General features: G+C 64.2%; 21 protein-coding genes. 13 read left to right on the top strand and 8 right to left on the bottom strand.

Going from position 1 to position 22,484, the window contains the following annotated elements; all coding sequences use genetic code 11:
- Nucleotides 1-168 precede the first annotated feature (168 nt).
- Complete coding sequence (locus N5P29_RS16435; protein WP_262275880.1) at nucleotides 169-987, bottom strand: HAD family hydrolase; 819 nt, start codon at nucleotides 985-987, stop codon at nucleotides 169-171.
- 104 nt (nucleotides 988-1,091) lie between these two features.
- Between N5P29_RS16435 and N5P29_RS16430 the strand changes: the two genes are divergently transcribed.
- Together N5P29_RS16430 and N5P29_RS16425 are read left to right on the top strand one after the other, a co-directional pair.
- Entirely contained in the window at nucleotides 1,092-1,346 is a 255-nt protein-coding gene (locus N5P29_RS16430) for a glutaredoxin family protein (RefSeq protein ID WP_262275879.1), read from the top strand.
- A 75-nt stretch (nucleotides 1,347-1,421) separates the two neighbouring features.
- On the top strand, nucleotides 1,422-2,129 hold the full coding sequence (locus N5P29_RS16425) for a redox-sensing transcriptional repressor Rex (protein ID WP_262275878.1): 708 nt from the start codon (nucleotides 1,422-1,424) through the stop codon (nucleotides 2,127-2,129).
- 45 nt (nucleotides 2,130-2,174) lie between these two features.
- On the opposite strand, the gene N5P29_RS16420 is transcribed toward N5P29_RS16425, so the two are convergent.
- From N5P29_RS16420 to N5P29_RS16410, 3 genes are all read right to left on the bottom strand, one after another.
- Entirely contained in the window at nucleotides 2,175-2,936 is a 762-nt protein-coding gene (locus N5P29_RS16420; RefSeq protein ID WP_262275877.1) for a hypothetical protein, read from the bottom strand.
- A 261-nt stretch (nucleotides 2,937-3,197) separates the two neighbouring features.
- Nucleotides 3,198-3,935 (bottom strand): hypothetical protein, encoded by a 738-nt coding sequence (locus N5P29_RS16415; RefSeq protein WP_262275876.1) that lies wholly within the window; start codon nucleotides 3,933-3,935, stop codon nucleotides 3,198-3,200.
- Nucleotides 3,936-4,116: 181 nt separating this feature from the next.
- Complete coding sequence (locus N5P29_RS16410) at nucleotides 4,117-4,668, bottom strand: YceI family protein (protein WP_144659655.1); 552 nt, start codon at nucleotides 4,666-4,668, stop codon at nucleotides 4,117-4,119.
- Nucleotides 4,669-4,875: 207 nt separating this feature from the next.
- Here N5P29_RS16410 and N5P29_RS16405 point away from each other — a divergent pair, with 207 nt between their 5' ends.
- The 10 genes from N5P29_RS16405 to N5P29_RS16360 all read left to right on the top strand — a co-directional run bounded on the left by N5P29_RS16405 (nucleotide 4,876) and on the right by N5P29_RS16360 (nucleotide 18,933).
- On the top strand, nucleotides 4,876-5,541 hold the full coding sequence (locus tag N5P29_RS16405; RefSeq protein ID WP_262275875.1) for a histidine phosphatase family protein: 666 nt from the start codon (nucleotides 4,876-4,878) through the stop codon (nucleotides 5,539-5,541).
- Nucleotides 5,542-5,547: 6 nt separating this feature from the next.
- Complete coding sequence (locus N5P29_RS16400) at nucleotides 5,548-6,153, top strand: TlpA family protein disulfide reductase (RefSeq protein ID WP_262275874.1); 606 nt, start codon at nucleotides 5,548-5,550, stop codon at nucleotides 6,151-6,153.
- A gap of 5 nt (nucleotides 6,154-6,158) precedes the next feature.
- The gene (locus tag N5P29_RS16395; protein ID WP_144659159.1) at nucleotides 6,159-6,914 is read left to right on the top strand and encodes a cytochrome c biogenesis CcdA family protein; all 756 of its coding nucleotides are present in this window, start codon (nucleotides 6,159-6,161) and stop codon (nucleotides 6,912-6,914) included.
- Nucleotides 6,914-8,617 carry a cytochrome c biogenesis protein ResB gene (locus N5P29_RS16390; RefSeq protein WP_262275873.1) on the top strand — a complete coding sequence of 568 codons (1,704 nt, stop codon included), beginning with the start codon at nucleotides 6,914-6,916 and terminating at the stop codon, nucleotides 8,615-8,617. Before N5P29_RS16395 ends, N5P29_RS16390 begins: the two co-directional genes overlap by 1 nt.
- A complete protein-coding gene (gene ccsB, locus N5P29_RS16385; RefSeq protein ID WP_262275872.1) occupies nucleotides 8,617-9,684 on the top strand; it encodes a c-type cytochrome biogenesis protein CcsB in 1,068 nt (355 codons plus the stop codon). Before N5P29_RS16390 ends, ccsB begins: the two co-directional genes overlap by 1 nt.
- A gap of 178 nt (nucleotides 9,685-9,862) precedes the next feature.
- The gene (locus N5P29_RS16380; protein ID WP_262275871.1) at nucleotides 9,863-11,920 is read left to right on the top strand and encodes an Hsp70 family protein; all 2,058 of its coding nucleotides are present in this window, start codon (nucleotides 9,863-9,865) and stop codon (nucleotides 11,918-11,920) included.
- Between the two features lie 3 nt (nucleotides 11,921-11,923).
- On the top strand, nucleotides 11,924-13,969 hold the full coding sequence (locus N5P29_RS16375) for a LuxR C-terminal-related transcriptional regulator (RefSeq protein WP_262275870.1): 2,046 nt from the start codon (nucleotides 11,924-11,926) through the stop codon (nucleotides 13,967-13,969).
- Nucleotides 13,970-14,142: 173 nt separating this feature from the next.
- Complete coding sequence (locus tag N5P29_RS16370; protein WP_262275869.1) at nucleotides 14,143-15,459, top strand: IniB N-terminal domain-containing protein; 1,317 nt, start codon at nucleotides 14,143-14,145, stop codon at nucleotides 15,457-15,459.
- Nucleotides 15,460-15,571: 112 nt separating this feature from the next.
- On the top strand, nucleotides 15,572-17,458 hold the full coding sequence (locus tag N5P29_RS16365; RefSeq protein ID WP_262275868.1) for a dynamin family protein: 1,887 nt from the start codon (nucleotides 15,572-15,574) through the stop codon (nucleotides 17,456-17,458).
- Entirely contained in the window at nucleotides 17,455-18,933 is a 1,479-nt protein-coding gene (locus N5P29_RS16360; RefSeq protein ID WP_262275867.1) for a dynamin family protein, read from the top strand. The genes N5P29_RS16365 and N5P29_RS16360 overlap by 4 nt, the downstream gene beginning before the upstream one ends.
- Here the strand turns inward: N5P29_RS16360 and N5P29_RS16355 are convergent.
- Both N5P29_RS16355 and N5P29_RS16350 read right to left on the bottom strand, forming a co-directional pair.
- Nucleotides 18,914-19,504: a hypothetical protein gene (locus tag N5P29_RS16355; RefSeq protein ID WP_262275866.1), complete on the bottom strand. Its 591-nt coding sequence runs from the start codon at nucleotides 19,502-19,504 to the stop codon at nucleotides 18,914-18,916. The two genes, N5P29_RS16360 and N5P29_RS16355, sit on opposite strands and share 20 nt — an antisense overlap.
- Nucleotides 19,505-19,510: 6 nt before the next feature.
- Nucleotides 19,511-19,945 carry a PLD nuclease N-terminal domain-containing protein gene (locus tag N5P29_RS16350; protein ID WP_262275865.1) on the bottom strand — a complete coding sequence of 145 codons (435 nt, stop codon included), beginning with the start codon at nucleotides 19,943-19,945 and terminating at the stop codon, nucleotides 19,511-19,513.
- A gap of 87 nt (nucleotides 19,946-20,032) precedes the next feature.
- Between N5P29_RS16350 and N5P29_RS16345 the strand changes: the two genes are divergently transcribed.
- Nucleotides 20,033-20,344, top strand: coding sequence for a DUF4229 domain-containing protein (locus N5P29_RS16345; RefSeq protein ID WP_262275864.1), 312 nt, complete (start codon nucleotides 20,033-20,035; stop codon nucleotides 20,342-20,344).
- Between the two features lie 63 nt (nucleotides 20,345-20,407).
- On the opposite strand, the gene N5P29_RS16340 is transcribed toward N5P29_RS16345, so the two are convergent.
- Both N5P29_RS16340 and N5P29_RS16335 read right to left on the bottom strand, forming a co-directional pair.
- The gene (locus N5P29_RS16340; protein ID WP_262275863.1) at nucleotides 20,408-21,289 is read right to left on the bottom strand and encodes a 1,4-dihydroxy-2-naphthoate polyprenyltransferase; all 882 of its coding nucleotides are present in this window, start codon (nucleotides 21,287-21,289) and stop codon (nucleotides 20,408-20,410) included.
- A gap of 52 nt (nucleotides 21,290-21,341) precedes the next feature.
- On the bottom strand, nucleotides 21,342-22,481 hold the full coding sequence (locus tag N5P29_RS16335; protein WP_262275862.1) for an AMP-binding protein: 1,140 nt from the start codon (nucleotides 22,479-22,481) through the stop codon (nucleotides 21,342-21,344).
- Between the last annotated feature and the right edge of the window lie 3 nt (nucleotides 22,482-22,484).

Raw genomic sequence — 22,484 nt, 5'->3', positions numbered from 1 at the left:
AGCGGACCTCAGCTGGGAGGGGACGGGAATCGGTATCTGCATACGGCATTGTTACCCAGATGGCGTTGGGGGTGCAGAAGTTATCCACAGGTATGCCGGGCCGACTTCGCGATGTGAGTGAGGGTTGGGTTTAAGACCGGGGGATGTGAGTGAGGGTTTGGGGCGCGTTTAGAGGCGGGGGCCGCGGAAGCGTGAGAAGCCGCGCCACAGGCCGTAGACTGCGCCGCCCACTGTTGCGGCCTTCAGTCCGAGGGTTGCAGCGCGCCGACCGGAACGGAAATCGTACACGGGCCAGTTGTTGTCGCGGGCATGCCGTCGCAGCTTGGCATCGGGATTGATGACGACGGGGTGCCCCACCATGGTCAGGAGCGGAATGTCGTTGGCGGAATCGCTGTAGGCCCAGCAGTGGTCCAGATCGAGACCCTCCCGTTCGGCGACGAGCTGGACGGCGACCGCTTTGGCCGGACCGTGCAATATGTCGCCGACCAGTTTCCCGGTGTACATACCTTCATGCACTTCGCCCACGGTGCCCAGTGCCCCGGTCAACCCAAGGCGCGTGGAAATTACGGTTGCGACCTCGATGGGCGTCGCAGTTACGAGCCAAACCTTACGGCCAACCCTGAGGTGCTGCTCGGCCAAAGCTTTGGTTCCGGGCCAGATCCGAGACTCGATCATCTCGTCGTAAACCTCTTCGCCAAGCGCCTTGATGTCCTCAACGCTGATTCCGGCTGCGAGAGTCAGTGCAGAGTCACGAACCGCGTGGACATCCTCCATGTTCTCGCCACGCATCACGAACTTGAACTGTTTCCAGGCGAAGCCCGCCGCTTGGGGCAGGGTAAAGGCCTTGCGTTCGTACATTTTTCGCGCGACATGGAAGAGGCTGGCGCCCTTCATCAGCGTGTTGTCGACGTCGAAGAACGCTGCTTCACCGCTGTGCTTCTGCACTTGGCCAGATGCGGCAACGGCGGCGTTCTTCTCCTCGGGCATGCCTTGAGTCTAGTCAATCGCCGGTACCCCGCGCTGAGGGCGCACGGGCCGGACCCGCGGCGGGGTGTGAGTGAGGGTTGGTGGGGGCGGTTACCGTTAAGCACATGGCTAATCCCGACGTCGTCCTCCTCACCAAAGCTGACTGCCACCTCTGCACGGAGGCGCGTGCCGCCGTCGAGCGCGTTACGACAGGCCTTGGCCTGGGCTGGACCGAGCAGTCGATCGACGGCGACCCGCAGCTTCAGGAACGATACGCCGAAGAGATTCCGGTGGTGCTGGTGAACGGTATCCAGCGTGATTTCTGGAAGATCGACGAAGACCGGCTGACCCGCACTTTGAAGAAAGCGCTGGCGGGCTGAGGGTGCAGCAGGCCAGCGCGGTGGCTTTTGTTGAGTCCGGCCGGGGGTCATAGAGTGGAACAACAAAGCGACGCAATGGAGAATACCGTGACTGCGCTGGAACCGTCCCCGGAAGCACTTTCCGGGGATAACGAACCTGCCGCCAAGCAGATCCCGCCCGCGGCTGTGGCCCGGATGACCCTCTATTTGCGTGCGCTGAACTCGCTCCTGGCCGAAGGAGTGGAGCGCGTCTCCTCCGAAGCCCTGGCAGAAGCGTCAGGCGTCAGCTCCTCAACGCTTCGCAAGGACCTTTCCTATGTCGGCTCCTACGGAACCCGCGGCGTCGGCTACGAGGTCCAGAACCTGAGCCGCCACATCGCCGCAGCGCTTGGCCTGACCCATGACTGGAAAGTGGCCATCGTTGGAGCCGGTAACCTCGGAAAGGCGTTGGCCCGGTATGGCGGGTTCGAGTCCCGCGGCTTCGACGTCGTAGCCATTTTCGACGCCGATCCGATGGTGATCGGCAACGAGGTCGGGTGGCTGCGGGTCAGCGACTCGGCCGAACTTGAGCGGGTCCTGGAACGAACGCACACGAACATGGTGGTGCTCGCACTCCCGGCAACGGTGGCCCAGGAAGTGTGTGACCGTGTGATCGCAGCAGGCATCAGGAGCATCCTGAGCTTTGCACCGGTGCTCCTGCAGGTCCCGCCGCACGTGAACCTCCGAAAAGTGGACATGGCAACGGAACTGCAGATTCTGGCCTACCACGCACAAAGGGCGCAGACACCGGGCCAGGCTGTTTAGCCTCACCCGGGTCCGCGCCCGAATGGATGTGTGGAAGCCGGCCCTTTAGCGGGCGTACGGGTTTCCGAACTGCTGCGTCTTCCGGAAATAGGGGGCCGACGCCGGCAGGTACAGCAGGACGATCGCTGCGATGCCGAGCAGTGCTGACAGGGTTGCCAGGCTCAGCGGCACCAGGGCGAAGATGGAAAGCGCAGCGAGGACCGTGCCAAGGATGCGCGCCCAGTTCTTGCCCTTGCGGACGTTTATGGCCACGAGAGCGTACAGTCCGGCACCGATGACGCCGAGTGCAATCATGACGCCAACGATGAAGCCCTTGACGTCTTCAAAGCGGAGATCTGCCGCGCCCCCGGCCGCCAGCTGCTCTTCGAACATGCTCCTGAAGGCGGGATCGTTCATCGCTGCAATGGAGATGAAGATGGAGATGAGCCAGATCGCAGCTGCTCCAACGATCAACCAGAAGGCGATGGTCACCATCTGGGGGACCGTCGAAGGACCCGGCTGCTGGCTGGGCCAGTTGGTGTCCTGCCCGTACTGCGGTGCCTGGCCATAAGGCGAGGCACCGGTCTGGCCATACGGGGACTGCTGGCCGTACTGGGGAGCTGCCGGTGGCTGGGATTGCTGGCCGTACTGCGGTGCTGCCGGTGGCTGGGACTGCTGTCCGTACTGCGGTGCTGCGGGCTGGCCGTACTGAGGGGCTGCCGGTGGCTGGGATTGCTGGCCGTACTGGGGAGCTGCCGGCTGGCCACCGGGCTGCGCGGGCTGGTCGGAGTCGCCCGGGTTCGACGGCGGGTATGGAGGGTTGCTCATGGCATTCCTTTGCTTGTTCGACTGCAGGTACGGCCGCCGGGATCAGCAAAGTGACCCTGCCCCCAGCGTGGTTCTGTTTCCACCGTACCCCCACGTTCCTGCGGCGATGCATACCACACGCAGGAAATCCATGGGGCCAGGGAAAATCATCATCTTGGAGTACGTCTTCATGATGAAGGCCGCGGGGATCCTTAGGGGACCGCCCGCGGCCTTCTGGTCACAGACCGCTGTTGGAGAACGACGCCGGTAGCTCGGGTTGGGCTATGCGTGACCCTTGATTGCCTTGAACCAGAGCTGGGAGTTGGGCAGCCACATCATCACGACGGCAACGGCGCTGACAAGGAAGCCGAACCAGTTGCCTCCCAAGCCGGCGCCCGGTGCACCGGAGTTCATGGACCCAAAGATGGCCAGGAGCAGCGAAACGGCGGCAAGGACTGTCAGGGCCAGGCGGGCCCACTCCTTTCCTTCCTTCATCTTCATGGCCAGGACAATCTGGGCTGCTGCGACAGCCAGGCTGAGGATCAGGAGTACCAGCAGGAAGGCTGCCACGCCGGGGATGAACGCGAAGGCCGCAATGATGGCGAAGAACCCGATGAGCCCGAAGAGGAGGGCCAGGAGTCCGGAGATCACCCAGATGAAGTAGGAAACCTTCAACTCGGTGGGCAGGCCTTGGGTCTTGAAAATCCCTGAGAATCCACCCTGGGGCATCACGTCGTTGAAGCTGCGCGGTCCATCAGTGGGCATTTCGAAATGGAATCCCGGCTGCCCGGGGGCTGGTTGGGCGGGGCCTGCCTGCGGCGGACCGGGCTGGGAAAACTGGCCAGGTTGCGTCGGAGGCTGGTAGCCCTGCTGGCCTTGGTACCCGCCAGGCGGAACCGTGCCGCCTTGCGGTGGCTGGTAACCGCCCGGGGGTTGGTAGCCCGCAGGAGGAACATTGCCTTGCTGCGGTGGCTGGGCGCCGGGCTGCTGTGGCTGGGGTGCTTCATCTGGGGTACTCATGGCATCACTGTAGACCGCAGGTTGAGGGTTGCATAGGAAATTCGGAGCTAACTCGCAGCTAAATACAGGGTGTTTGCCGAACAATGGCCGGGTGACCCTTGCGAGTGCGAAACAGCCGGATGCGAAACGGCGCCCCTGCAGCACGAGGCTGAACAGGGACGCCGTCCGGAGTGTTGTGGAATCAGGCAGCTGCCGGAGCGATGAACGCGAGTTCCAGGTTGATGACAACCTTGTCGCTCACCAGCACGCCACCGGCTTCGAGGACTGCGTTCCAGGTAAGGCCGAAGTCCTTGCGGCTGATGGTGGTTTCACCCGATACGCCTGCGCGGGTGTTGCCGAACGGATCCACAGCGACACCGTTGAATTCGGTCTCGATGGAAACTTCCTTGGTCACCCCCTTGATTGTGAGATCGCCCACGAGGTCGAAGCTGTTGCCGTTGGCCTTGACGTGGCGGGAAACGAAGGTGATCTCCGGGAACTTCTCCACGTCGAAGAAGTCTTCGCCCTTGACGTGGCCGTCACGGTTGACGTCGCCGGAGTCGAAGCTGGCGGTCTGGATGGTTGCGTTGACCTTGGAGTCGGCCAGGGTCTCGCCGACCTCAAGGGTGGCTGCAGCGTCCTTGAACTGGCCGCGGACCTTGCTGATACCTGCGTGGCGGACGGTGAAGCCGATTTCGCTGTGGGAAGCGTCGAGGGTCCAGGTGCCGGTGGTGACGGAAGCGGGGAGGGTCATCATGGTGTTGCTCCTATAGGTAGTGGAAGGTACTGCGTGCTTGCCTGGTTGAACCAATTGCTTGAAGCGTCAACCGAGCTTCGTGTCTAGTATAAACATGCATATGCATCTTTTATTCCAACTCCACGGAACTTTTCGGAAAATTCTTGAGTTCTACTCGCGGTAGAAGATTTCGGATCGCCCCGCTTCTTTGAGAAACTGGTAAACATGCCCCAAGCAACTGTCCATCTGCTTCGCCATGGCGAGGTCCATAATCCCGACGGCGTCCTCTACGGTCGACTGCCGGAATTCCACCTCTCCGAGCGCGGCCGTGAGATGGCCCGGATGCTCGCCGACCACTTTGTTGCCCGTGCCGGCGAAGGCGCCAAAATCGTGCACCTGGTCGCCTCGCCCTTGACGCGTGCCCAGGAAACAGCCATGCCGACGGCGGAAGCGCTGAACCTTGAGGTCACCATCGACCCGCGGATCATCGAAGCCGAGAACCACTTCCAAGGACTCCACCCCACCAAGAGCGAGTTCCTGAAGCCCAAGCACTGGATCTACTTCCGCAATCCGCTGCGCCCGTCCTGGGGCGAACCGTACAAGCAGCAGGCCGCACGTGTGCTGGCGGCGGTGGAAGATGCACGCTTGAAAGCCATTGAACTGGGCGGAGATGGTGCCGAGGCCATCCTGGTCAGCCACCAGCTTCCCATTTGGTCCACCCGATTGACGGCCGAGGGGCGCCCCCTGGCCCATGATCCCCGCAAGCGTGAATGCACCTTGACGTCGCTTACGTCCCTGACCCTCGACGACGACGGCAACATCATTCGAGTTGAGTACAGCGAACCCGCGGCTGCGCTGCTTCCCGGCGCGGCCAGCACCCCGGGAGCGTAGGAAGACATGGACAACAACCTTTCCCGCCGCGGCGTTCTTACTGTCGGCGGCGTCCTGCTGGCCGGACTGACCATGGGCCTTTCTGCCTGCGCGCAGAAGGATTCCCTCGCGGAACAGGCCAAGGCCGGTGACAACAAGAACTACGTTGCAGGCGATGGCTCGGTAACGGAGTTCGCCAAGGCTGACCGTGCCGCACCCGTGATACTCAAGGGCACGCTGTTCAACGGCACTGAAGTGAAGCCCGAGGACCTCAAGGGCAAAGTCACTGTTCTGAACTTCTGGTTCGCCGCGTGCGCGCCTTGCCGCATTGAAGCCCCACAGCTTGAAGCCCTGCACCAGGAATACAAGGACCAGGGTGTCCAGTTCTTTGGCGTGAACCTGCGGGACGAGAAAGCCACCGCGGAGGCCTTCGACAAGACGTTCAACCTCACCTACCCGAGCTTCAACGATAAGGACGGGTCCGTGCTGCTGTCCGTCTCCGGCATCGTCCCGCCGGGTGCTGTCCCCACAACCCTGGTCCTGGACAAGGAAGGCAAAGTGGCCTCCCGCGTGCTCGGGGAGATTGAAAAGAGCACCTTGAAGGCCCTCATCACCTCCGCCGTGGCCGAGTAGTCGCCGTGAACAGTCCTTTCGCCGAGACAATCCTCAACGGTTCCTTGCTGCTGGCCGTGCCGGTGGCATTGCTGGCCGGGCTGGTCTCGTTCCTCTCGCCCTGTGTGCTGCCATTGGTGCCCGGGTACCTCGGGTACGTCACGGGACTGACCGGCGTCGATCTTGAAAAGCAGCGGCGCGGCCGCATGCTGGCGGGCATCGGGCTGTTCGTCCTCGGCTTCTCGGTGATCTTCGTGCTCCTGGGCGGTGCCTTCGGCCAGCTCGGTACCCTCCTGACAGGCCCGCAGAACGCCTGGATCACGCAGCTGCTGGGCATCCTGGTAATCGTCATGGGCGTGGTGTTCATGGGTGGATTCGGCTGGCTGCAGCGGGACGCCAAGATCCACGCGAAACCACGGGCCGGGCTGTGGGGCGCTCCGCTCCTGGGGCTGACGTTCGGGCTGGGCTGGGCTCCCTGCATTGGCCCGACCTATTCCGCCGTGCAGTTGCTCAGCCTGTCCGGTGGCTCCTCGGCTGCCAAAGGTGCGCTGCTGGCGTTCATTTACAGCCTTGGCCTGGGCATCCCGTTCCTCCTGATTGCCTTGGCTGTGCGCCGCGGCATGGGTGTGATGTCCTTCTTCCGCAAGCACCGTCTGGCCATCCAGCGGATCGGCGGAGGCATCCTGATTTTGCTGGGTATCCTGATGGCCACCGGCGTGTGGGGCCACTGGGTGACCGAGTTGCAGTACTGGTTCCAAAACGACGTGAAGTTGCCAATCTGATGAGCGGGTCCGTGAAAGCCAACAAGAAGTCTCCAGCCGCCGAAAAGACAGCGGAAGGAAAGCTCCAGCAGGCCAAATCCGAGGCCGCGGTACCTGCGCTCGGAGTCAAAGGCATGCTCAGGTGGGCTTGGACGCAGCTGACCAGCATGCGCACGGCGCTGTTCCTGCTGCTCCTGCTTGCTGTAGGAGCGGTACCCGGATCGCTTTTTCCGCAGCGTGCCGCCAACCCTGTCACGGTCACGGAGTGGATCAAGAACAACCCCGCAACCGGGCCGTTCCTGGATGCCCTCCAGATGTTCGACGTCTACTCCTCAGCGTGGTTCTCGGCCATCTACATCCTGCTTTTCATCTCGCTGATCGGCTGTGTCACGCCGCGCGCCATCGCGCACTACAAAGCCATGAAGTCGCAGCCGCCCAGGACCCCGAAGCGCCTGTCGCGGCTTCCGGAGTACGGCACCCTGGCGCTGCCCGCCGACGCCGGGATCCCGGCGTCGAAAGCCATCAACGATGCCGCCGGGCTGCTCAAGAAGCGCGGCTACCGCGTTGAAGTGCGGGACATCGACGGCGCCCTGCCGTCCCTGGGTGCCGAGCGCGGCTTCCTGAAGGAAGTCGGCAACCTCGTCTTCCACACCTCATTGATCGGGGTGCTGGTATCCGTGGCCATCGGCGGTCTCTTCGGATACAGCGGCCAGCGCATTTTGGTGGAGGGCGAAACGTTCGTCAACACTCTTGTGGGCTACGACCAGTTCACCCCGGGGACCAACTTCCAGAGCAGCTCGCTCCAGCCGTACTCCCTCCGTTTGGACAAGTTCCAAGCGACGTTCGACCGGGAATCGCCCAAGAAGACCGGTCAGCCGATCGACTACACGGCCGAGGTCACCACCAAGGAGAACCCGGACGCCCCCGAACAGAAGCAAGTGCTCAAGGTCAACGACCCCGTTTCCCTGGGCGGAACCAGCCTGTACCTCACGGGCAACGGCTACGCGCCTGTGGTCACTGTCCGGGATGGCGACGGCAATGTGGCGTTCCAGGGACCTGTGACTGCCAAAGTGCAGGGTGCCAACTACTACTCCTCGGTTGTCATCAAGGTCCCGGACAGCAAGCCCGACCAACTCGGCTTCAACGGCTTCTTCCTGCCCACGGCTTTCCAGTCGGATCAAGGAATTTCCTTCAGTGCCGACCCGGCATTGGCCAACCCGCAGTTGACGCTGGACTCCTACTATGGCGACCTCGGCCTTGATGATGGCGCGCCGCAGAACGTCTTTGAACTGGACGTCAGGAACCTCACCCAGCTCAACGGGCGCAAGCTCGAGGCCGGCGGCATCGTGCTCGGACTGGGCCAGAGCGCCACGCTCCCCGACGGCAAGGGAAGCATCAGTTTCGACAGCGTCAAGAAATACATCGGCGTGGATATCCACCACAACCCGGGCCAGCTGTATGCCCTGATCTTCGGCCTGCTTGCCGTGGCAGGCCTGATGGTTTCCCTCTACGTCAACCGTCGCCGCGTCTGGGTCCGTACCGGGACGCATGAAGACGGCCGCACCATGGTGGAGTACGGCCTGCTTGCCCGCGGCGAAGACCACCGCCTTGCCGGTGAAGCCGCAGCATTGCGGGAACTCTTTGCCCGCGAATGGAACATCCCCGACCCGACGGAGCCCCCCGCACCGCGAACCGTCTCTTCCTCAACCTCGAAGGACCAGTAATGCCAGCCATAAACGAAACCCTGGGCCAGTACAGCGAGCTGTTCATGCTGTTGGCCGCCGGCACGTACACCGTGGCGTTCATCGCTTTTGCCTGGGATCTGGCCAAGAGCAGCAAGACCTTCCAGGCGGTGGACCTCAAGGCCGCAGCCAGTTCCACCAGCGAAAAGGTGACCGTGGCCGCCGGTCGCGTGGGGGCTGCTTTGTCAGGTCCCGACGCCGGTGGGCCGGCCGGGCGGGCCGAGCGGCCGACGTCGGGCCCCACCTACGCGGGCGGAACCGCCGCAGGTGACATGAAATACACAGCCGAACGACGCGTTCCGGCGCGTGTGGCCGTCGCCTTGACCGTCCTGGGCGTCCTGATCCATGGCGCTGGAGTGGTGACCCGGGCCCTGGGGGCCGGCCGTGTGCCGTGGGGCAACATGTACGAGTTCCTCACCACGGGTGCGTTCGTGGCGGTGGCCGTCTTCCTGATCACCCTGATCCGCCGCGACCTGCGGTTCCTGGGAACCTTCGTGCTGGGCCTGGCGATCATCATGCTGGTGGCCGCATCCGTGTCCTTCTGGACCCCTGTAGGCCACTTGGTTCCCGCTTTGCAGAGCTACTGGCTCATCATCCACGTCTCCATCGCCGTCCTGTCATCGGCCTTGTTCACCCTGACCTTCGCCATGTCCGTGCTGCAGCTGCTGCAGTCGTACAGGCAGAAGAACCTGGCCGCAGGACGCAAGGACAACCTGTCCTTCATGCGGGTGGTCCCCAACGCATTGAGCCTGGAGAACCTTTCCTACCGCATCAATGCGATCGCCTTCATCGGCTGGACGTTCACTCTCATGTTCGGTGCCATCTGGGCTGAGAAGGCATGGGGCCGCTTCTGGGGTTGGGACCCCAAGGAAGTGTGGACCTTCGTGATCTGGGTTGTGTACGCCGGGTACCTGCACGCCCGTGCAACGCGTGGCTGGACGGGAACCCGTGCGGCCTGGTTGTCGATCGTCGGTTATGCCTGCGTCATCATCAACTTCACCCTCGTAAACACCGTTTTCAACGGCCTGCATTCATACTCCGGGCTTTAGGGGCCAAACCCTGCCCTGAGCAGGAGCTTTACCTGGATAGTCATCACAGGTATCAAGAAATTGACAAATCGGTGTAGCAATTAAGCCTTTTGCCGTTCCGGAGCAGGTGCTAACTTGTTCAGGATCCGCAAGTGAAGCAGCCCGCTCGCGCCGTGCCATGTGAACTTTCGAGGTACCCATGAGCTATGTTCTCGCCATTGACGTCGGGACAAGTTACACAGCCGCAGCTCTTCTCAGGCCCTCCGGGAGTCCTGCACCCACTCCTGAAATCCTGCCGCTTGGGCTGCAGGGAAGCGCCGTGCCGTCGGTGCTTTACTACACAGCTGAAGGCCGGATATTGGTGGGGGAGGCTGCTGAGCGCCGGGGTTTGGACGATCCCGGGCGGATGGTCAGGGAGTTCAAGCGGCGCATAGGGGACGCAGTTCCGCTTGCCGTGGGTGAGTCGTGGTTGGCCCCGGAGGACGTGTACGCCACCCTGGCCCGATGGGTGGTGGACAGAGCCGAAGAGCGTGAGGGAAGCTCGCCGTCGTCGATCATCATGACGCACCCGGCATCGTGGGGCGGGCACCGCACCGCAACCGTCCTTGCGTCGCTGAACCTGGCAGGTTTGACGGACGTCACGCTGATCAGCGAACCCGTGGCCGCGGCCGTGCATTATGCGGCCCAAACCCGGGTGGAGGACGGCAGCACCGTCGCTGTGTACGACCTCGGCGGTGGGACGTTCGATACCGCAGTTCTGCGGAAGACGGCCGCTGGTACCTTCGAGCTCCTGGGCCGTCCCGACGGCATCGAAACCCTTGGCGGCGCCGATTTCGACGCCGCCGTGCTGCGCCACGTGATCGCCCATCTGGGGGAGGCCATGGATGGGCTTGATCCGGAGGACCCTGAAAGCAAGGCGTCGTTGTCGAGGCTGCGGCGGGAATGCAGGGAAGCCAAGGAAGCTCTCTCCATGGACAGCGAAACCAGTATCGCCGTCGCCCTGCCGGGAACCCAGCGGACGCTGCGGCTGGTCCGGTCCGAATTCGAAACGCTGATCGAGGCGCCTATCCGGGAAACGGTGCACGCACTGGAGCGAAGCCTGCGCAGCATCAACGTTGAGCCCGCGGAGCTGAGTGCTGTCCTGCTGATCGGGGGGTCATCGCGCATTCCCTTGGTAGCCGGGATGATTTCGGTGGAACTCGACCGGCCCATCGCCGTCGACGCTGATCCGAAGTCTTCCATCTGCCTGGGGGCAGCTATCGCGGGGGCCGGGATTTCGGCAGCCATGGACGCGCAGGCCGTTGCTTCGGCGGTTCCGGTTGCTGCTCCTTCCGCCGCTCCCGGGGCACCGCAGCCCCACGTCGTCGCCAGGCCCCATCTTGGCGTCATGGCTGCCGCTAAGTCTGCGGCCACACCCGGCCATGCACCCCGCGCCCGCCTCCGGTTGGCGGCAGCAGCCGTCACGGCAGCGACGGCGCTCACCATTGCCACCGCGACGGCAGCACAGACTCCTGAAGGCAACGGCCTATTGGCTTCCATGTTCGGCAACCAGGCGGCAGACGTCATGCGCGGCGACGGTACTACCGGTGCCGGGGCACACGCGAACGGCGGGGGTGGCGGAGCGCCGGGAGCGGCGCCGGCAGTTGGAAGCCCGACGGCGGGACTCGAGGCAAGCGCTGGGGCTGGGGTGACGCGGACGGGGACGGGAAAGAGCCCTGCCCGATCCGGCAAGACAGGAACAGGCGGGCCAGGCACAGGGGCGGGGACCGGCCAGGGTTCGACGGCGGGATCCCCGGCGGGATCCCCGGCAGGTTCGGCGGCGGGAACTGGCGGCGCGGCCGGCTCGGCAGGGACCGGCGGCACAAGCGGCACCCCTGGGACAGGCGGCAGCACCGGGACGAATGGTGCCCCGGCACCCGGAACGCCGGGATCGGGAACCACCACGCCAACTCCTGAACCCACCGGCGGAGCGGCCAGCGGTCCCACGCCACCTCCTGCCACCACTCCACCGACCGTGCCGCCACCTGCGTCGGATCCAACAACGCCTCCAGTCGTTACGGACCCGAGCGTACCGCCGCCGTCGACTGACCCCGTTGTTCCCCAGCCGGAACCGACGGCGCCGCAAAACCCGGTGCCGCCGTCGCCCGAGCCGACCGTGCCCCAGCAGGAGCCCACCCAACCAGCCAACCCGGACCCGGCCCCAGTGCCATCCGAAACCAGCCCGAACCCGGATCCCGCGCTGACCCCGGCGGTCTGACCCATGGTGGGACACGACCACCCGTCCAGACGGTTCCCGTCCGGACGGGACAATCACCTTCCCGGCGATCCTGCGCATGAAGGGGAGACCGCAGCTGAACTGACCGGCCAGCCGGAGGCCGTGCGTGAGCTTCTGCTGGCGTTGTCCGTGGGATTTTCCCTTCCCTCCCTTTTGCCCGGCAGCCTGGTGGATAGTGACCTGAACTCCATAACCGGCGCGGCAAAGGATGCCGGAGTGCTACTGCCGGACGGTTCCGTAGTGGGAACAGTCCAACAGGCCCTGCTGAGGGTGACACCGCCGGTGCGGATCCGGGAGCTGCAGAAGGAACTGTTGGACATGATCTCGGCGCAGGGCCGTCCGCTGGGCGTCCTGGCCCGCCAGCTGGCGCGCCACGGATATCAGGACCCGCGTGTCGTCGCGGACCTCGAACGGGCGGCAGAGGCCGCCGTGGATACCGACCCGGGCCTTGCAGCAGAAATCTATGCCGAGGCGCTGCTGGCCGGGGGTGAGGAGTCCGCCACAGCGGCCAAACGGGCGCAGGCGGCAGCAGCCCTGGGGGACCTGGATACCGCCGGCAGGATCGTGGACCGCCTCTTCGGTACTCCCGGCGCCCCGGACCTTCGCCTGGCTGTTGACGTGGCCGCGGCTGTATGGGCCCAGCGGGGCATGTTGGCCCGGAGCGCCGAAAGCTATGCGTGGTTGGGTCCGGACAGGATCGACAGCTCGGCCCCACTGGCGGCAGTGGCCATGATCGGTTCAGGCAACGTTGCCGGAGCCGAACAGTTGGCAGCTCTGGCATCCCCGCCAGGCTCACCTACTCTGCTGGCCGTGGCATTGTCCTTGACCCAGCAAGGACTGCTCCGGACGCTGGGACCCAGACCACAAACGGCACTTCCCGAATTGATCAGGGCCTCGGACATGATGAATGCCGCCCGGTCAGCAATCCCCCTGTCCGAGACGCCGGCGGCCCTTGCCGCCATATGTGCCCTGCACACGGGCGAACCCGGCATTGCCGAGACCGTGTTGAGTGCGGCACTGGCCGCCGGGCAGGGAGGAGATGTTGCCCGTCCCAGGCTTTTCCTGCTGCAGGCGTGGTCTGCCATGCAGCAAGACAACGCGGATGAGGCCCGTCTGTCCATCAATGCGGCGGTCAAGGCCAACCACTGGGCGCTCTCACCCCGGGACGACTTCCTCCTGGCCGCCCTGGACGTTGGTTTGGCACGCCGCGGCAGCGAAGTCCACGAGCTGGTGCTCGCCTGGGACCGCGCACGGGAGGCCATGATGCACGTCTCCGTGGACCTTTTCAGCCTCCTGCCATGGGGTGAGCTGATGATTGCTGCTGCACGGTTGCGCGAGACACGCAGGGTTGGGCATTACCTGGAGGGTGTGTGGCAGTTCCTCGAGCGGGTATCGGATGCTCCCTTGTGGTCCGTACCTGTGCACTGGGCCGCCGTGCAGGCTGCGCTCCTGGCTGAAAGCCCGGCCGAACTCGCACCACACGCAGCTGCGCTGGTCCGGGCGTCGGAAAACGGCCATGTGGCCGCCGTGCTCGCCGCGGCGGGCAAGGCGTGGGTTTCGGTCCTGGCCGGGCGGTTTGAAGCGTCCGACGTCGAATCTGCCGCCCGCGATTTGGCCACCGTTGGACAGCCATGGGAAGGCGCACGCCTGGCCGGTCACGCCGCCGCACATGCCGACGAGCGGCGGGACATGGTGAGGCTCTTGGCCTGTGCCCGCGATATCCATCCCCAAGGAACTGCCCAAGCTGCCTCTACCGAACGCGCCACCACGCCACCTGAAGTGTCTCCTGCCGGTGACGGCGGCGCTGCCGGGTTGCAGGTTCCCTTAGGGCTCAGCGCCAGGGAACGCAAAGTGGGCCGCCTCATCCTCGAGGGCAAGACCTACCGTGAGATCGGCGAGGCCATCTACATTTCGCCGCGCACGGCGGAGCACCACGTAGCCCGGATGCGCCGCCGTTTGGGGGCCGAAAACCGTTCCGAACTCCTGATCCGGCTGCGCCTGGCATTGGGGGAGGGGTACCCGCCTCCGTAACGGGTACCCCCCGACCCCCTAACGGAAATCCCCTCGATCCCCTAACGCCAGGGCAGCAGGTAGGGGGACCACCCCCGATGCCCGGCCCTTGGCGTCGGCAATACGTTGAATGCAAGCCCGGCAAAGGCGCCGGGCCAATCACCACCCACCACAGAATTTGAGGGAGCAGTCCAATGCCAACACTCGCACAACAGCTCGTGCAGTTCCTGATGAGCCTGTTCAACGACCCCGATGCCGCCGAAGATTTCGTCCGTGATCCGGAAGCGGCCCTCGCCGCCGCAGGGCTGCGCGACGTTTCCTCCGCGGACGTGGACGCCGTCCGTCCGGTGGTCCTGGACTACGCGCCCATCAATGCGCGGTCCTCGTTCGACCGTGAATACAACACCGGTGGCAACCACGCCACTACGGGCGGCGGACGCCCGGAGCACGACGGCGGCGGTTGGGGCGGGGGACGTCCCGAGCACGGCGGCGGCGGCGCCGGCGGTGGTTGGGGCGGTGGCCACGATGACCATGAGCACGACGACGATCACGAGCACGGCGGTGGCGGTGCCGGCGGTGGTTGGGGCGGTGGCCACGATGACCATGAGCACGACGACGATCACGAGCACGGCGGCGGCGGTGCCGGCGGTGGTTGGGGCGGTGGCCACGATGACCACGCCCACGCAGTCCAGCAGCTGGTCCACGTGGTGAACAACTACTCGTACACCACCACTATCGACGACCGCGACACGATCACGGACCAGTCGGTGAACCAGAACATCTGGGCCGATGGGGACGTGACGCAGTTCTTCAACCAGGATGCCGTAACTGCCTCCGGTGACGGTGCCATTGCTGCCGGTGACGACGTCACGAACTCGGGCAACACCACCACCACAACAACTACCACCAACACCGATGACCACTCGGTGGACAACTCCGTCCACGTCAACACCAGCGGCGACAACAACGACGTATCCGTGGGCAACGACTACTCGGACCACTCGGTCACCAAGGATTCGTACAACACGGAAGATTCCTACAACACCAAGGACTCCTACAACACGGACGTCGATGTGGATGTGAAGATCAGGGACTCCTTCAACGAGGACAGCTCCACGCACACAAACACCACCACCAACACGACAAACACCACCAACACCAACACGAACTCCTTCAACGACAACTCCACCGACGTGGATGTGGAGCTGGAGGACGTACAGGTCATCAACGACTCCGTGGTGGTCCAGGACAACGAACTGGATCTGGACTACTCGCCGGACTACTCCACCAACGTGGAAGTGGACGATGTCAATGTCATCAACGATTCGATCGTGGTGGCAGACAACGAGTTGACCTACACCGAGGACAACTCAACCACCGTTGGCGATGTGGACGTGGACTACACCAACGTCGAAGACAACGTTGTGGTGGCCGACAACGAACTCGATGTTGAGTACAACGACATCAGCGATTCGGTAGTGGTTGCCAAGAACGACGTCGAGATCGACTAAGAAAAGGCGCGATACCCCCAGCAGTGCCCGGCAGCCGGACCACGTCCTGCCGGGCACTTCGGGGCCTCCGGGGCATAGGGCAACAGCACATGAAGTGAGCAAAGGAAGAACTGTGGCGGAAACCGTACGCATGACCACCTTGTTGGAGCACGGAATGGCACTGGCGGGTGAGCGGAATGACCTCCGGCGGCGACTGGAGAACACCCACAAGCGCCTGCAGGATCCAAGCGTCAGGGTGATTGTGGTGGGCGAGTTCAAACAGGGAAAGAGCCAGCTCATCAATGCGCTGGTGAACGCCCCTGTCTGCCCGGTGGATGACGATATCGCCACCACGGTTCCCACAGTCGTCAGGCACGGTGATCCGGCGTCGGCTGTAGTCCTGGTTCCGGCGGCCACCGCGGGGGGATCGGACAGCGCCACGGGCGACGAACCGGGCGCCGAGCCGCGGGTGGACCGCCAGCCCGTGGACCTGGCCGCGTTGGCGGATTTCGTGTCGGAAAAAGGCAACCCCGGTAACACCCGGAACATCCTTGCGGCGGAGGTGGGCCTTCCCCGGAAGCTCCTGTCAGGCGGGCTCTGCATCGTGGATTCCCCGGGCGTTGGCGGCCTGGGCTCAAGCCATACCCTGACCACGCTCACGGCGTTGCCTTCGGCCCATGCCATGCTGTTCGTCTCGGACGCATCGCAGGAGTACACCGAACCCGAGATGAGGTTCCTTCGCCAAGCCATGCGCGTCAGCCCCAATGTGGCCTGCGTGCTGTCCAAGACCGACCTCTATCCGGCATGGCGGCAGATAGCTGAGCTGGACAAAGGACACCTTGCCGATGTCGGACCGGACATTCCCCTGTTACCCGTCTCGTCGGAGCTGCGGCTGCAGGCCGCGCGGCTTCAGGACACCGAGCTGAACAATGAATCCGGGTTCCCCGCCCTGATCTCCTACCTTCGGAACAGCATTGTTGGTGAGGCTGCCCTCCTGCAACGCCGTTCCGTGGGCAACGACCTCGCATCCGTCACCGGCAACCTCACGCTGGCATTGCGGTCCGAACTCGCTGCCCTGGAAAATCCTGAGGACACACCCCAGATGATTGCCGGCCTGACCGCGGCAAAGGAGGATGCGGACGCGCTCCGTAAGAAGTCCGCACGCTGGCAGACAACCCTGAATGACGGGATAGGCGACCTCATCGCGGACATGGAGTACGACCTGAAGGACCGCCTCCGCCGCATACAGCGAGAGGCCGAGATAGCAATCGACCAAGGGGATCCGGGCCCGGCCTGGGAGCAGTTCGCCAAGTGGCTTGAACAAAGCGTCGCCGCCGCGGTGTCGGATACGTTCGTGTGGACCAGCGAGCGTGCGCAGTGGCTGGCTGGCCAGGTCGCGGAGCATTTTTCCGAAGACGAAACTGGCCTCCCGGCCCTCCACGTCGCTGATACCGGGGGAGTGCTGGATCCTGTGGCAGAAATCCAAAGCATGGAAGATGGGCGCATGGGGCCGGTGCAGAAGATCCTGATCGGCATGCGCGGGTCCTACGGTGGGGTGCTCATGTTCGGGTTGCTCACCGGCCTGTTCGGTTTGGCCCTGATCAACCCGTTGTCAGTGGGAGCCGGACTTATGCTGGGCCGCAAAGCGTACCGGGAGGAGCAGGAGGCACGGCTCAAGCGGCGGCAGTCCGAGGCCAAGATTTTGGTGCGGAAGCAGATTGACGACGTCGTCTTCCAGGTGGGCAAGCAACTCAAGGACCGCTTGCGGCTGGTTCAGCGCGCTACCAGGGACCACTTCACGGACATCGCCGAGGAACACCACCGTTCCCTCACCGAATCCGTGGCGGCGGCGCAGAAAGCAGCGGCGACGTACGCCGCGGAAAGGGAACTTCGGATCAGGGAGATCAAGAACCAGCTCAAAGCCGTGGACTCGTTGAATGCCGTTGCCCGGCAACTGCAGGAGGAGGGGGTCGCGGCACCCCAAGCCGTTCCGGCGTCGTCGACGGTTCCGGCGGGATGATCCAGTCCGGGATCGCGGGTGCAGCGGAGCTGCTGCGCCAGGCACGGGAGCTGTACCAATGGGACCCGGCCGCCTTGGCAGTGCTCGATGAACTCGACCAACGCCTTGCCGGGCCTTTGCGCATCGCAGTGGCGGGGATGGTCAAAGCGGGCAAGTCCACACTTCTGAACGCCATCATCGGAGAGGAGATCGCTCCGACGGATGCCGGGGAGTGCACGAGGATCGTCACCTGGTACCGCTACGGGCATGCACCGCGGATCACCCTTCATCCGTTGACAGGGGAGCCCCGGGCATTGCCGGTGAACCGTATAGATGGCCGCTTGGTGTTTTCGTTGGGGGAACTCCAAGCGGAGGATGTGGAGAAACTGGTGGTCGACTGGCCATCGGCCAGCCTCCAGGACCTGACCTTGATCGACACTCCCGGCATTGCTTCCTTGTCGAGCGAGGTGTCGGGGAGGTCCACTGCCTTCCTGCTTCCGGAGGACGCGCCCATGGCGGCAGATGCGGTGATCTACCTGATGCGCCACTTGCACGCCTCGGATGTGCACTTCCTGGAATCGTTCAAGGACACAGCCGCCGGGAAGTCCGGGACTGTCAATGCCCTGGCCGTCCTGTCGCGCGCGGACGAGATTGGCGCCGGACGGATCGATGCCTTGATTTCGGCCGCAGTGATCGCGGACCGGTACAGCCGGGACGAGAATCTGAAACCCCTGGCCCTTGGCGTTGTTCCCGTGGCCGGCTTGCTGGCACAAAGTGCACGGACCATGCGCCAACGCGATGTGGATGCTTTCATGGCCCTGGCGCGTCTGGACCGCAACCAGCGCGAGAAGATGATGCTCTCGGTTGACCGGTTTGTGCGGGCGGGCGGGCCGGACAGTTTGGACCCGGAACTTAAGGCATCCCTGGTTCAACGGTTCGGCCTGTTCGGGATCCGGCTGGCGGTGGCCCTGATCCGGGGCGGAATCGACAGCCCAACGGAATTGGCGCACGAACTGGCACGGCGCAGCGGACTGGGCCAGTTGCTTGGCACCGTTGACTCGCTGTTCCAAACACGGGCCGAGGCACTCAAGGCACGTGCCGCCGTCGTGGGTTTGCAATCGTTGCTCAGCGGCTCCCGGTCGGGGCAGGCCGCCGTCCTCGAAACCGCGCTGGAACAGTTGCTCGCGGGGGCGCATGAGTTCAAGGAATTGAAGCTTCTGGGCTTGCTGCGGACCGGCGGGGCCGGGCTCACCCCCGGGCAGTCCCGGGAAGCCGAACAGTTGGTGGGCGGCCGGGGAAATCTTCCGCACCAGCGGCTGGGACTCTCGCCCGAAGCCGGCCTTGACGAAATCGCCCGGGCAACGCGCGACGCCTTGGACCGCTGGCGGCACATCGCGGAAAATCCCTTGCTGGTTGATTCGGCGGCAGTGGATGCATGCCGCGTGGTCCTGCGCAGCTGCGAGGGAATCCTGGCTGCTATGCCCGTCGCCCGGTGAGCAGCCACGCCGTTGTCGAGGGCAGGAACAGCAGCACCAGGCCGGCCGCGGCGAGGACGAACTGGATGGCGAGAAGCACTGTGGCCATGACGCCGTCGGCGCCGGGGGCCGCCACATAGTCCACCGTCATCACGGTGACCACGGCGTGGAGCAGGACGACGGGGGCCAGAACCCAGCGGGGCCATGTGCGTCGCCTGAACAGGACTGCCAATAGGACGGCTTCCACCGCTACCACCGCAGCGATCAGGGCCAGGCTGCCAAGGAAGACGACGGCGGTAGCGCCCTCGACCGCTTTGGCGTCACCGTCCGGGACCATCGACTGGATAACGCCTTTCAAGCGCTCAAAATGGGTGTCCCGGCCAAGGAAGCCTGTGACAACGACGGCGATACCGGCCAGGAAGCTGGCCACCCACAGTGAACGGGACAACCGTGCAGGACCGGGAGCCCTCACAGCAGCAGTTATGGGAGGCGGGGTGGACAGGGAAAAGCCGGGGCGCTGGGGCGGCGCGGGTGGCCCGCTTACTGATGGCGTGGAGTTTGTCTGCCGTGAACCATCAGCTTGCTGGGCCATGTCTGCCTACTTCAGCTCGTCGGTATCGTGCGCATCCGGCCCACCGCTGGCAGCGTCGCCCGAGCCGAAACCCTTGCCATCGCTTGTGCCATCGGATGACTTGTCACGGAGTTTGCGCTCTTTGGCTTCCAGGTCCGCCTTGAGCCTTTTCAGGCGGTCCTCTTCGGCTTTGTTGCGACGCCGGGTTTCGAGGTTGCGGAGGAACTCGGGGTCGTCGTCCGGTGCGGTGGGGTGGCTGCGCACCGGCGCTGCCGTGGGCTTGTTGTACGGGCGGCCGAAAATGAACCACAAGAGGGCGCCCAGCACCGGCAGGACAATCATCACGATGATCCAGGCGGTCTTTGAAATGCCGCGGGTCTGGTGGCGGTCCGTGCGTATGACATCCACCAGGGCATAGACGAAGACAACAAGGACGACGACGACGCCTATAACGCGGAGCATGCATCAAGTCTAGTGCCCGGAAGCCGATCACTGGGTGCCCGGTTTGGGCCGTGATCAGAGTGCAACCATCGGGGCGGCTAAACTTGGATGGTGGCTTTCCTGAAGTATTCCCTCATCCGTTTGGCACTGTTCGTGCCGTTGTTCGTGCTTTTCCTCTTTTTGCAGGTGGGCTGGATCCTGGCAGTGGTCTTCGCGGGCTTGATCGCATTCGCCATCAGCTACCTGTTCTTCCAGAAACAGCGCGACGCCGCCACGGCCGCCATGCGCGAACGTTTCTCCGGGCGGGCCAAGCCCATCCGCTCCGCCGGCGAGGTTGAAGACGCCGACGCCGAGGACAGCCTGGTTGAGCAGAACCCGGACGTTGCCATCAACAACGACAAGCGCCCCGGCACCCCGTAGAGAGCTTTTTACAGATAACGCCCCTAAGAAAGCTTCTTAGGGGCGTTATCTGTAAAAAAACACTCAGAAGCCGCGGCTCAGGATCAGGCCCAGCGAGAACAGCAGGCTGTAGCCGAGGTTGATCAGGCCGGTCTGCTTGAGCACCGGGATCAGGCTCTTGCGCTTCTTTCCGTTCACCATCAGCCAGGCCGGCATGAGGCACGCGGGGATCAGCAGGAGCACGATCAACATCCACGGCTTGGTGGGGGCCAGGACGATCACCAACAGGATGGCCACCGCGAGCATCAGCACGTAGCTTTCCCGGGCATGCCGGTCACCCAGTCGGACCGCCAAAGTCCGTTTCCCCGCTGCGGTGTCAGTGGGGATGTCGCGGACGTTGTTGGCCATCAGCAACGCACACGCAATGAGGCCCGTGCCGATCGCGCCGATGACGGCCGCAAGGCTGACCTGCCCGGCCTGCGTGTACGTGGTTCCGAGCGTGGCAACGAGGCCGAAGAACACGAACACGAACACATCGCCCAGGCCCATGTAGCCGTAGGGGTTCTTGCCGCCGGTGTAACCCCATGCCGCAAGGACGCATCCGATGCCCACCAGGATCAGCCACCACGTCTGGGTGATGATCACCAGGATGAGGCCGCACACCATGGCAGCGCCGAACAGGCCAAACGCCGCCCACTTGACCTGTTCCGGCCTCGCTGCGCCGGAGCCAACCAAGCGCAGGGGGCCCACCCTGTCCTCGTCGGTTCCCCGGATGCCGTCCGAGTAGTCGTTGGCATAGTTGACTCCGATTTGGAGCAGAAGCGCAACAAGCGCAGCCAGGATCGCGTTCGGCAACCGGAAGGCGTGGAGCTCGTACGCCGCTGCCGAGCCGATCAGGACTGGCGCGATTGCCGCGGGCAGGGTGCGGAGACGGGCTCCTTGGATCCATTGTGCAGCTGTCGCCACGTGTTGTACCTCGTGTGTTTCGCGTTTGATGTCAGTTGGGGGACGAACTTGTCTATTGTCCCTGATGCAGATTGGAAAGCAGTTCGATCATGGCCAGCCTGTCCGGCTTTCCGTTGGGGAGCATCAGCAATTCCTTGTCGGCAAGGACTGTTTTGGGTGCCAACGCACCCAGTGCGGCTTGGCGTCGTGCCGTGAAATCCCTGATTCCCTCGCGGCTTGGGTCATCGACCGCGATGTAGGCAGCAACTGCCTGCCCCCACTCCCGCGAAGGCACGCCGGCGACGAAAGCCGCGTTGACGCCTTCGAGCTCTTCGAGCTTGCCTTGGATGTACGCGGCGGAGGCTTTGACGCCGCCGGTGATGATGACGTCGTCGGCACGCCCCAGCACGGTGAGCTTGCCGTCGTCGCCCAGCTCGCCGAGGTCGCCGGTGACGTACCAGCGGGTGCCGTCCTCTTCGAAGAAAGCCTTCCCTGAAGCTTCAGCGGCGTCCAGGTAACCGGCCGCCACCGTGTCGCCACCCAGCAGGACACGGCCTTCCAGTTCGCCCTCGCCAAGGCGGATTTCGACGCCGTCCAACGGCTCGCCGTCGTACACGCACCCGCCGCACGTCTCGGCCGAGCCGTAGGTGGTGACCACGTGCAGGCCCTCGGCATTCGCCGCGGCAAGGAGCTCCGCCGATGCAGGGGCGCCGCCCAACAGGATCGCGTTGAAGCGGCGAAGCGCGGCGAGGGTTTCCGGGGCCGGGGAGTCCAGAAGCCGCTGAAGCTGCGTGGGTACCAGGGACGTGAAGCGGATCTTGTCCGTGAGTTCCTCTGCCGCGGCTGTGAACGCTTCGGAGGTGAAGCCGTTGGACTGGTCCATCACCCACGGGCGCGTTCCGGCGTAGAGCGAGCGGACCAGTACCTGCGCGCCGGCCACGTACTGCAGCGGGAGAGCCAAGAGCCACTGGCCTTCTCCGCGCAGCGCCATGGCCGTTGCCACCGACGACGCCGCCAGGGCATCGATCGTGAGCACCGTCGCCTTGGGCGTGCCCGTGGAACCGGAGGTGCGGACCACCAGCGCCGCGTCTTCGACGCCGGTCTCCACAGGTACCGCGCTGGGCTTGCCATCCGCGTCGGTGACGATTTCGACGGCGGGACCCTCACCGTGCAGGGCGGCGGCGAGTGCTTTGAGAATCGGATCGATATCCACGGC

This window comes from Paenarthrobacter sp. JL.01a, assembly GCF_025452095.1.
Classification (GTDB): domain Bacteria; phylum Actinomycetota; class Actinomycetes; order Actinomycetales; family Micrococcaceae; genus Arthrobacter.
This window is presented reverse-complemented; position numbering and strand designations above follow the sequence as displayed.